Genomic DNA, 10,503 nt, shown 5'->3' with positions numbered 1-10,503 from the left:
TACAGCCAACCCTATGATTTAGAGCGATTTTCCTCGCGCGCCGCGAGTGCTTCGATGAGCCGCTCGAACTGCGCATTGCCGCGCAGGTTGATGTCTCGCTGCGGGAAAGGGATCTCGACATTGTTCTCTTTGAACAGTCGCCACAGGTTCTTGAGAACCTCGGATCGGATATTCCCGACACCTTCTTCCGGGTCCGTGATCCAGCAGTGAATCACGAAATTGACCGAACTCTCGCCATATTCCGCCATCCAGATGGTGGGGGGCGGATTCTTCAGTACGCGCGAGCAAGACCGGGCCGCCTCCAGCATCAATTCCTCGGCCTTGTTCATGTCGGCATCGTAACTCACGCCGACAGGCACCTGCATCCGGACCCTTCGGCTGGAATAGGACCAGTTTTCGACCTGATTGATCATCAGGTTTTCGTTCGGGATCAGATATTCCTTCTGGTCGCGAGTCGTGATCGACACCGCGCGGATGCCGATCTTGCGGATCTGGCCAAAGGATTCGCGGCCCGCGGCATCGGTAACCGCGATCACGTCCCCCGGCTTGATCGACTTGTCCATCAGCAGGATGATTCCCGCGATGAGGTTGCCGAAGGTTTTCTGCAGGCCGAAACCGATGGCGAGGCCGAAAGCGCCCGAGAAGACGGCCAGCGCCGTCAGGTCGATCCCCAGCATGTCGATCCCGAACATGAAGGCGACAGCCCAGATCAGGATCGTCGAAATCTTCTGCGTCAGCAGCCGCTGGGTCTCGTCCAGCCGGGTTGCGCGCTTGAGCAGACGCGCGTTTATTCGCGTCAACGCCCATGCGGCGGCCAGCACCAACATGATCACGCCAATCACCACGATGCTGTCCCAGACGGAGATTCTCGTCTCTCCGAGGTTTAGCGCCCAGGAATCGAGCGTTTCCACGACGCTGCCCGCGATCTCGCTCTTGGAAGCGATGGCTTCCTTGGCGCCTTGCGCGGCGACCACCGCTTCCTGCGCTTCGGGTGGCGCCTGTTCGGCCAGGCTCCAGGCCTGGCTCGGGGCCGGCGTTTCCGTTGCGGCGGGTGAGGGCGTGGCGGTTGCGGTCATAGGTCTTTCATTGCGGCAAAGCCGCGTTCCAGGTCGGCAATCAAATCGGCCGGGTCTTCCAAGCCGATCGACAGCCTTATGCCCAACCGGTCGTTCTCATTCCATCCCGTGCGCGGCCATGGGCTGGCGTCGCGGATCGACGCAGGGTCGAATGGCAGGGCCAGGCTTTCGAAGCCGCCCCAGCTATAGCCGATCCCGAACAGTCCGAGCGAATCGACCAGCCGCGCCCGCGCCGCATCGTCGCCGCCCTTGAGCACGAAGCTGAATAGCCCGCAGCCGCCGGTGAAATCGCGCTGCCACAGCGTATGGCCCGGATTGCCGGGCAGCATCGGGCACAGGACATGCGCGACTTCAGGCCGGGTGGCGAGCCAATCGGCGATCGCGAGCGCGCTGGCAGTCGATTTCTCGAGCCGTATGCCCATGGTCCTGAGGCCCCGCAGCGCCAGCGAGGCATCGTCGGGCGAAACCACTTGCCCCAGCTGCTGTGCGGTCAGCCGCAAAGCGCGGTACCAGCGTTCGCCCGCGCTGGCGGAACCCATAATCAGGTCCGAATGCCCGCCGACATGTTTGGTCAGGCTCATCACGCTGATGTCGCAGCCATGATCGAGCGCGGCAAAACCGAGCGACGTGGCCCAGGTATTGTCGAGCAGGCTCGTCGCGCCCTTTTCGCGCGCGATCGCAGCCAGCGCGGGTATGTCGCAGACTTCCATCGTCAGGCTGCCCGGGCTTTCGAGCCACACGGCGCGGGTCCGCTCGCAGAAAGCGTCGCGATAGGCGTCCAGGTCGAGCGGGTCGAAAAAGCGATGCTCGACCCCCCAGCGCTTGAGCAGGCCGCGCGCGATATTGCGGCTCGGCTCGTAGGAATTGTCGTTCACCAGCAGTACGTCGCCGGGATGGAGCACTGCCATCAGCGCGCCCGCGATCGCCGCCACGCCGCTGGGATAGAGCACCGTGCCATGCGCGCCGGGCTCGAGCTCGGTCAGCGCTTCGGCCAGCGCCCATTGCGTCGGTGCGCCGCGCCGCCCGTAATAGAAAGTGCCGTCTTCATTCCCGCCCAGCGCGGCCTTGCGCTCGCCTTCGCTGGCGTAAAGATGCGTGCTGGCGCGCCACACGGGCGGATTGACCACCGGGCCGGTCCATTCGGGCCTGCGCCCGGCCTCGACCAGCCGCGTCGCGGGCCTGCGGGGCGGGCGCTCGCCGCTCACAGCGAAACCGTGGCCTTCGGGGTTGCGGGATCGCTGCCCCAGTCGAGCCAGCTCCCGTCATAGAGCGCGGTATCCTCGCGGCCGGTCAGGTGCAGCGCGAACAGCAGCACACAGGCGGTCACGCCGCTGCCGCAAGTGGTGACGATCGGCCGGTCGGCATCGATCCCGGCATCGGCGAGCGCGTTGCGAAGCTCGTCGGGCGATTTGTAGGTTCCGTCTTCGCGAAACAGCTGCCCGAACGGGAGGTTGCACGATCCGGGGATGTGGCCCGTTGGCTGCCCGTGGATCGTGTCGACGGTGGTACCGGTGAAGCGACCCGCGTCGCGGGCGTCGAGCACCTGTTCTGCACAGCTGTTGAGGTTCTCCATCATGTCGCGCTTGAAGCGGATCCGATCCGGTGCTGGCAGCGAGAAGGGCTGGGCGCGTTGCACCTGCGGTTCGCCGCTTTCGAGCGCGCGACCCTCCGCCTTCCATTTGGCGAGGCCACCATCAAGGATGGCGACATTGTTCAGGCCGTGCGCCCGGCACAGGAACCAGGCGCGCGCCGCGGTCTTCACCGCCGAATCGTCATAGAATACGATCCGGCTGGCCGGCCCCGCGCCGCAGCGCGCCAGCTCGATCGCCAGCTGTTCGGGCCGCGGCAGCGCCTGCGGCACATCGGAAGTGTCGTCGACCAGCGCGGCAAGGTCGAAAAAGCGCGCTCCGGGAATGTGCGCGGTGGAGAATTCGGCTCGTGCATCGCGTTCGGCGGCGGGCAGGTGGCGCGAAGCGTCGAGCACCACCAAATCGGTTGCGCCCAGATTGCTAGCGAGCCACTCGGTCGAAACAAGGCTGTCCATATTCAAGGGACTAGCGGGGCAGCGCGCTCGCGTCGAGTGGGCGCTTGTCAGCCCATGGTTTCCAGCGCGCGGGCACGGATATTGTCATAGCCGCCCGGCGGGCCCGAAAGCGGGAGCGGATGGACCCTGCCACCGGCATTGGGCGATCCCGGCCCGACCAGGAATGTGCGCAGCTCTGGCCCGAAGTCGCTGCCTTCGACGCGCAGGCGGATCAGCGGCATGCAGATCGGCAGCTGGCCCTGCGCAAACACTTCGATCTCGGAGACCGGAAGCTGCAGCCTGCCGGCAACGCTCGCGTTCTGGTGCGGGCCGATCCGGTCGAGCGCGCCACCTGGCGGGAGCTGGGTTGTTGCCGAAGCCAGCTGCTGCTCCATCGGCAAGGCGCGGCTCGAAGTGATCAAATCGGCCGAAATCGCAATATCGCGCAGGGCACGGTTCGAGCGGTTGGAAATCGTGATGCGATAGTTGACCGTCAGCATCATCAGGCTGCGCATCAGCTGTTCGACTTCGAGTGCGATGTGAATGTCCGGCGCGCCGATCTCTTCCGGCTGCGGAGTGGGGCGATCAGGAACGATAGGCGGCTCGATTTGCGGCGGCTGGCGCGGAGTGCGACGGCGCGCGATCAGCCAGCCGCCCAGTCCGCCCGCAAAAAGCGCGCCCAGCAGCCCGGCCGCCCAGCCCCACCAATCGGGCAAGGGCGATGCCGGTGCAGATTCCAGCGTCGCTTCGGAAGTGGCAGCAGGCGGGACGATCGGCTCCGGAATGAAGCCGGTCGGCTGGTCGATCGTGGCGCCGGGCGAGCCCAGTTCGAAAAGTGGTGGCGTCAGTGGATCGACGGCGGGCCTTGGAGTGCCTGACGGGCGAGGCGTGGGCGTCGAATTCGGGCTTTGCGAGGGGCTGGCCGCCGGTCGCAAGGGGTTGGCGGCGGGCACCCCTCCTGACTGTAGGCTCGGCGTTGCGAGCGGCGGCGGAGCCTGTGTGGGCGAGGGCGTTGGGGTTGCCGTGGGGATCGCGCGCGGACCGACGGGCACCGGGCCGCTATCGTCCGCTGGGCCCTCCACTATGGGCGTGGGAGTTGGCGATGGGTTCGACGGCAGGGTGTAGTCCTGCGGGCGCTGCTGCGCGGCGAGCGGCGCGCTCGCAATCGCCAGCGCGATAAGGGAACAGGACAGGGCAAAACGGGTCATCATGGCTGCGCTTCAGGGTCAAGCGGGAGCGGGGCTGAATAGGCACTTAACCCGGCGCGATCCAGCCAGTCTCTTGCACTCAGCGTCACTTCGCGGCAACAGCGCGGCATGAGCGACACACCCAACCCGCAGTTCCTCGGCAAGCAGACCGCCTTGCCTGCCTCGCCCGAGCAGGCGCAACTCGATTATGTGCCCAATCCGCGGCCCGACACGCTTTACCTTGTGCGCTTCGCCGCGCCGGAGTTCACTTCGCTGTGCCCGGTGACTGGGCAGCCGGATTTTGCGCATCTCGCGATCGACTATGCGCCGGGAAAATCCATCGTCGAATCGAAAAGCCTCAAGCTGTTCCTCGGCAGCTTCCGCAACCACGCCGGATTCCATGAGGATGTGACCGTTGGGATTGGCCAGCGGCTGACCGCGGAAATGAAGCCGCAATGGCTCCGCATCGGCGGCTATTGGTATCCGCGCGGGGGCATTCCGATCGATGTATTCTGGCAAAGCGGCCCTCCACCCGAAGGGCTGTGGGTGCCCGACCAGGGCGTCGCCAGCTATCGCGGCCGCGGCTGACGGGATGTGGGCGGGCTGGCGCTGAAACGGCGCAGAGCGCCGCAAGGGCGACCGCCCGTCCACAGCGACCGAAAGGGAGCGAGGAAAGCCAAGTGAGCGAACGCGAACGCCGGCGCTTGAGGCCAATCTAGAATGGTGCCGGCTGCAGGAATCGAACCCGCGACCTGATGATTACAAATCAACTGCTCTACCAACTGAGCTAAGCCGGCGTGCCTTCTTGAGGACGCGGTCCACTAGGGCAAAGCGCCCCTGGCCTCAAGTAGCGAAGCGATAGGCCGACAAGAAAGCCTCAAGTATCGAAGCGATAGGCCTGAAAAACACTCAAACCGCGCCGAAAGTCCAGCCTTCTGTGCGTGCGACCTCGGGCGAAAGACCCGCCGGGCTCCAATAGGCCGGGTCGTGCGCGATTTTGCGAAGCCAAGCGGCGGTAACCAGCGCATCGGATGAATGGTCGTCGATCGCCCCGCTTCCGCGAACCGGCGGGCTACTCAACTTCGCTAGTGCGGCGTTGAGGTCTTCAAAGGTCCGCAGCTTGGTCTTGCCCATGCCGGCTCCACCCCTGCGCGCTGCGATGGAGGTGTACATTTCGACAACCACCGGGCCGCTTTCGGGCAAGGGATCGATCGGCCAGACCGAGACGCGACCACGCAGCCGGTTGAGCATGCGCATGCCGGTGAGGCTCGATTTACCGACTTGCGCCGCGCCGACGAGGTTGAAATTGCTAACCGGGCGCACACCCTGCTCGCGCTGAGCCTGCTCCGCGCGGCGGAAACGGCCTTCGCGGGTTGGTGCATCGGGCAGGTGGAAGCGATCGCCGACATGCTCTTTCGAATGCCGGAAATAGCGCGAGGCCTCGGCGTGGCTCACGAAGCTCCCGGCCTCGAGATGCGGGTCGGCTGCGCAGATCTCGTCGATCAGCGCCCATAGAGATTGCGCGTCGGCGGGGCTTTCGCTCCAACCCGGGAAGAACGCACCGGCATCGGCAAAGGGCAACGAAATGCCCAGGTCCATGCCCACCAGCGTTCCCTCGGGCAAATCTTCGCGCAACAGGGCCAGCACATCTTCGCGGCTCCACCCGCGGCCCGGATCGACCAGCACCGGCGACCCGCCGTCGCCATGTGCCAGCGAGAGGGCGATTCCCATTTGCCGTTCGCCACGAGCGCCGGACCAGTCGATCGCGAGGAAATGCGAGAATTCACGCATTGTGGCGTTGCGCGCGAAGGTGCTCCCAATAGGCGATGCGTTCGCGCACCTTGCGTTCGAAACCGCGCTCGACCGGGGTGTAGTATGTTTGCGGCTCCATTCCTTCGGGCCAATAGTTCGCGCCCGAAAAACCGCTCTCGGCCTCGTGGTCGTATTGGTAACCCGCGCCATAGCCGATGTCCTTCATCAGCTTGGTGGGCGCATTGAGGATGTTCTGCGGAGGCATGATGCTGCCGGTTTCACGGGCGCTGGCCCAAGCCGCCTTCTGCGCCTTATAGGCGGCGTTCGATTTGGGCGCGGTCGCGCAGTAAAGGCAGGCCTGCACCACCGCGAGCTCGCCTTCGGGGCTGCCGAGGAAGTCATAGGCGTCCTTGGCTGCGAGGCACTGGACGAGCGCTTGCGGATCGGCGAGGCCGATATCTTCGCTGGCAAACCGAACCAGCCGCCGCAACACGAAGAGCGGCTCTTCGCCCGCCACCAGCATCCGTGCGAGGTAATAAAGCGCGGCTTGCGGATCGGAACCGCGCAGCGATTTATGCAATGCGCTGATGAGGTTGTAATGCCCTTCGCGATCCTTGTCGTAGACTGCGACCCTGCGCTGTAGGAAGGCGCCGAGCGCGGCGGGATCGAGCGGTTCGGCGATCCGGGCATTGTAGAGAGTTTCGGCCTGGTTGAGCAGGAAGCGCCCGTCTCCATCTGCAGTCGCGACCAGCGCGGCACGTGCCTCGGGCGTGAGCGGTAAGGGGCCTTCGAGTTGTTCGGCTCGGTCGAGCAGCTTGTCGAGTGCATCTTCGCCAAGCCGGTTGAGCACCAGTACCTGTGCGCGGCTGAGCAGTGCCGCGTTGAGCTCGAAGCTGGGATTCTCGGTGGTCGCGCCGACGAGAGTCACCGTGCCGCGTTCGACGAAGGGCAGAAAACCGTCCTGCTGCGCACGGTTGAAGCGATGGATCTCGTCCACTAACAACAGCGTCTTCTGCCCCGCCTGCGCGGCGCGATCGGCCTCGGAAAAGGCCTTCTTGAGATCGGCAACGCCCGAGAACACCGCGCTCACCGCTACAAAGCGCATGCCCACGGCATCGGCAAGGAGGCGCGCGATGCTGGTCTTGCCCGTGCCGGGCGGCCCCCAAAGGATCATGCTGGACAGTCGGCCTGCTGCGACCATCCGCCCGATCGCGCCTTCGGGCCCGGTCAGATGCTCCTGCCCGATGACCTCGGTCAAATCGCGCGGGCGCAGGCGATCGGCCAGCGGCGCATCGGCGCGCGGCTCATCCTGCCCGGAAACGGGCGGCGGGGGATCATCTGCGAACAAGTCTGCCATTGGTCGGAACCAATAGGCCGTTCGCAGGATAGTTGCATAGCCTCCTCGTAAAGTTACATCTAAGATATATCATAGAGCTGTCAAAACATATCAGGAGAACCCCCATGACCTGGAACAAACACCGCCGCTTCAGCCGTTCCGACGCCTTGCCGTTTCTCGCCATGATGGCGGGCAATGGCGGCAATTGGAGCGCGAGCTGGGGCGGCAGCAGGTGGGAAGAAGACGAAGGCGAGGAATGGGCTGGCGGGCGGCACCGCCGCCGTCGGCGCATGTTCGGCCATGGCGTACTGCGGCTCGCCCTGTTGGCGCTTGTGCGCGACGAACCGCGCCATGGCTACGAGCTGATCAAGGCGATCGCGGAACTGACCGGCGGCGAATATGCGCCGAGCCCCGGTGCGGTCTATCCCACGCTGCAGATGCTTGAGGACGAAGGCATGATCGCCGAAGTGGAAGCGAAGGGCGCAAAGAAGCCGTTCGAAGCTACGGTTGATGGCATCGCCGAACTCAACGCGCGTGCCGACGAAGTCGAGGAGCTGATGCGGCGCCTGGCCCGCATGGGTGAAAGGCGCTCGAAGGTCCGTTCGCCCGACCTGTTCCGTGCGATGGGCAACCTCGCCAGCGTGATCAAGAACCGGGCACGGGCCGGCAAGCTCAACAAGGCGGCGATGGACGAGATCGTCGACATCATCGACGAGGTCGCCAAGCGGATCGAGCGGCTCTGACTCTTAACCGGTTTGCGCTTGCGCAGCTTGCAGCATAGTCTCTCCCTCATCGACTCCGCGCTATGCGGGGAATGAGGGGGAGGATCGCTATGAACGATGCCGCAAAGACGCCCTGGCACCTGTGGGCGATAGGTTTGGTCAGCCTGCTGTGGAACTCGGTTGGCGCCTATGATTACACGCAAACCCGCATGCGCAACATGGAGTACCTTGAAGGGATGGGCTTCACCGAGGAAGCCTTGGCTTACATCGATAACTTCCCGATCTGGGCGGATATCGCCTGGGCATTTGGCGTTTGGGGTGCTCTGGCTGGATCGATCCTGCTACTTCTGCGGAACCACTTTGCCGTGACCGCTTACGCACTTTCGCTGGCGGGTGCAGTATTGTCTAACCTTTACCCGTTTGTCGTCGAACCGCCTGCGATCATGCAGTCCTCCGCAGCAAAGGTGTTCTCGCTTGTGATCATCGGGATCGCGGCCGCATTGCTTTACTATGCGCACCGGATGAAGGCGGCAGGCGTCCTACGCTAGGTCAAGCGCGGCCTTGAGCTTGGCGGCGTCGGCATCCTGCTCGGCCCGGCGCCGCTCGACCAGTCTAATGTAGGTGTCGGCGACGACCTGGTTGATTGCATCCCAGCTGTATTCGCGCGCCTTGCGTTCGCCCGCCGCGCCGTGTGCCGCACGCAGGACCGGATCGGTGCAATATTCAGCTAGCGCGTCTGCGCATCGATTTACATCGGCCGACTGGCCGGCCAACGGCACCAGCTTGCCTGTAACACCGTCCACCACGATGCTTGCGCTGCCAGTCGCTCCGGCGGCAACGACGGGGAGGCCGCTCGCCATTGCCTCAAGCGTGACGTTGCCAAAGGCTTCGGTGACGGATGGGTTGAAGAATATGTCACCACTCGCCAGTGCCGCGCCCAGCGCCGCGCCAGTCTTGAAACCGGCGAAGCTCCCGCCGGGCAAGTTCGCCTCGAACCAGCCGCGCGCGGGGCCGTCGCCGATCACCAGCACCTTGTGCGTGATCTGCCGCTTGCGCAGTTGCACGATCGTGTCGGTGAAGACGTCGAGCCCCTTTTCCATGACCAGTCGGCCCAGGAACACGACCGCGACATCGTCATCCGCAAGTCCGTGCGCGCGGCGCCATTCCAGGTCGCGCTTGCTCGGATCGAAGATCGTGCGATCGACCCCGCGTGACCAGATAGCGATATCGTCATGCATGTCCTGTTCGATAAGGGTGTCGACCAGGCTTTGCGAAGGCGCGACGAGCGCGTCGCAGCGATTGTACAACCGCCGCAGGATCCATTCGATAACCGGCTCAAGAAAAGCCATTCCATAGTAACGCGGGTAGGTTTCGAAGCGGGTGTGGACCGAAGCGAGCACAGGAATGTCATAGTCCTGCGCCCAGCGCAGCGCAGCGTGCCCTGCCGGATCGGGCGAAGAGAGATGAACGATATTGGGCTGGAACCGCTCGAGTTCGCGCTTAACCGCCTTGCCGAGGCCAGTGGGGAGGCGATACTCGCCGCGCCCCTTCACGGGCATCCGGACGTTGGGTAGCCCTACCAGGTCGCCGGTCGGCTCGAAATCGGGATTGGGCACCTTCGGAGCGTAGACGCGCACGGCCGCGCCTTGCCGGAGGAGGTACTCCACCAACCGGTTCAAGGCCTGGTTCGCGCCGTCGCGCGTGTAATTGTAGTTGCCGCTGAACAGGGCAATGCGAAGATCGCTCGTCTGCATGGTGCCAAGCGCCATAAAGAAGCCCGCGGCGATTGGCGAGAGCGAGAACGCAATTCTGGCTATGCTGCCGTTCTGTAACGCAATTTGCTTCGCGCAAAAGAAAAGCGGCGCGCCATTGGCGCGCCGCCCCCCAAACTAGGCCAGAGGCCTGCTTAACTATTGCCGGACGTAAGTCCGGTAATCGTGCCCATCACCATCTCGTAGATCCGACGAGCGATGAGGCTGGCCGAGACGCCTGCTGCGGCGATGGCAACATTGCCGAATATCGCACTCAAATAGCCGCCGACGGCAGGGATACTTGCCAGCGCCGCTGCGACTACAGGCAGCACCAGTACCGCAAGGAACATTCTGACTGCGTTGTCCTGATCTGCCCAGATACCCGCAATGATCGCGAGTACCAGGATTACCAATGCGACATCCAGGCCCGGAATGTTGACCACTCCGGCAACAATCGCGAGCAGGATTGCCAGCGTTGATGCGATTCCACCAATTTTCTGCATTTTCTCTCCCCCCAAGTTTCTTATCATGGAGGGCTGCGATCTTAGCCTTTGCAATGCTGCACTATCAAATTTCCATGCTGCGCAGCAAACAATTGATAATAAATAGTAAATAAGCATACCCACAGTCTTTTCCACAGGCTCGGTTTACGTAAC

The 10,503-nt window shown here is 63.9% G+C and carries 11 protein-coding genes and 1 tRNA gene; 3 read left to right on the top strand and 9 right to left on the bottom strand.

Annotated features, from left to right (window positions below):
• Window positions 1–11 precede the first annotated feature (11 nt).
• From VRS74_RS06385 to VRS74_RS06370, 4 genes are read right to left on the bottom strand one after another with little or no spacing between them, the layout of a single operon-like run.
• Window positions 12–1,076, bottom strand: a complete 1,065-nt coding sequence (locus tag VRS74_RS06385) for a mechanosensitive ion channel family protein (protein WP_354144417.1) — start codon at window positions 1,074–1,076, stop codon at window positions 12–14.
• The gene (gene metC, locus VRS74_RS06380) at window positions 1,073–2,281 is read right to left on the bottom strand and encodes a cystathionine beta-lyase (protein ID WP_354144416.1); all 1,209 of its coding nucleotides are present in this window, start codon (window positions 2,279–2,281) and stop codon (window positions 1,073–1,075) included. Before metC ends, VRS74_RS06385 begins: the two co-directional genes overlap by 4 nt.
• A complete protein-coding gene (locus tag VRS74_RS06375) occupies window positions 2,278–3,120 on the bottom strand; it encodes a sulfurtransferase (protein ID WP_354144415.1) in 843 nt (280 codons plus the stop codon). The genes metC and VRS74_RS06375 overlap by 4 nt, the downstream gene beginning before the upstream one ends.
• Before the next feature lie 47 nt (window positions 3,121–3,167).
• Complete coding sequence (locus VRS74_RS06370; RefSeq protein ID WP_354144414.1) at window positions 3,168–4,307, bottom strand: hypothetical protein; 1,140 nt, start codon at window positions 4,305–4,307, stop codon at window positions 3,168–3,170.
• Window positions 4,308–4,415: 108 nt separating this feature from the next.
• Here VRS74_RS06370 and queF point away from each other — a divergent pair, with 108 nt between their 5' ends.
• Complete coding sequence (gene queF / locus VRS74_RS06365) at window positions 4,416–4,874, top strand: preQ(1) synthase (protein ID WP_354144413.1); 459 nt, start codon at window positions 4,416–4,418, stop codon at window positions 4,872–4,874.
• Between the two features lie 133 nt (window positions 4,875–5,007).
• Here the strand turns inward: queF and VRS74_RS06360 are convergent.
• The 3 genes from VRS74_RS06360 to VRS74_RS06350 form a co-directional block, all read right to left on the bottom strand.
• Window positions 5,008–5,083 (bottom strand) — tRNA-Thr (locus VRS74_RS06360).
• Between the two features lie 112 nt (window positions 5,084–5,195).
• Window positions 5,196–6,077 carry a hypothetical protein gene (locus tag VRS74_RS06355; RefSeq protein ID WP_354144412.1) on the bottom strand — a complete coding sequence of 294 codons (882 nt, stop codon included), beginning with the start codon at window positions 6,075–6,077 and terminating at the stop codon, window positions 5,196–5,198.
• Complete coding sequence (locus VRS74_RS06350; protein WP_354144411.1) at window positions 6,070–7,395, bottom strand: replication-associated recombination protein A; 1,326 nt, start codon at window positions 7,393–7,395, stop codon at window positions 6,070–6,072. Before VRS74_RS06350 ends, VRS74_RS06355 begins: the two co-directional genes overlap by 8 nt.
• Window positions 7,396–7,499: 104 nt before the next feature.
• Here VRS74_RS06350 and VRS74_RS06345 point away from each other — a divergent pair, with 104 nt between their 5' ends.
• Window positions 7,500–8,117, top strand: a complete 618-nt coding sequence (locus VRS74_RS06345; protein WP_354144410.1) for a PadR family transcriptional regulator — start codon at window positions 7,500–7,502, stop codon at window positions 8,115–8,117.
• An 89-nt stretch (window positions 8,118–8,206) separates the two neighbouring features.
• Entirely contained in the window at window positions 8,207–8,644 is a 438-nt protein-coding gene (locus tag VRS74_RS06340) for a hypothetical protein (RefSeq protein ID WP_354144409.1), read from the top strand.
• On the opposite strand, the gene VRS74_RS06335 is transcribed toward VRS74_RS06340, so the two are convergent.
• Complete coding sequence (locus VRS74_RS06335; RefSeq protein ID WP_354144570.1) at window positions 8,636–9,850, bottom strand: glycosyltransferase family 4 protein; 1,215 nt, start codon at window positions 9,848–9,850, stop codon at window positions 8,636–8,638. The genes VRS74_RS06340 and VRS74_RS06335 overlap by 9 nt on opposite strands.
• A 152-nt stretch (window positions 9,851–10,002) precedes the next feature.
• Window positions 10,003–10,473, bottom strand: coding sequence for a hypothetical protein (locus VRS74_RS06330; protein WP_354144408.1), 471 nt, complete (start codon window positions 10,471–10,473; stop codon window positions 10,003–10,005).
• Between the last annotated feature and the right edge of the window lie 30 nt (window positions 10,474–10,503).

Origin of the sequence: Altererythrobacter litoralis, from assembly GCF_036324225.1 — a bacterium.
Classification (GTDB): Bacteria; Pseudomonadota; Alphaproteobacteria; order Sphingomonadales; family Sphingomonadaceae; genus Erythrobacter; species Erythrobacter litoralis_A.
This window is presented reverse-complemented; position numbering and strand designations above follow the sequence as displayed.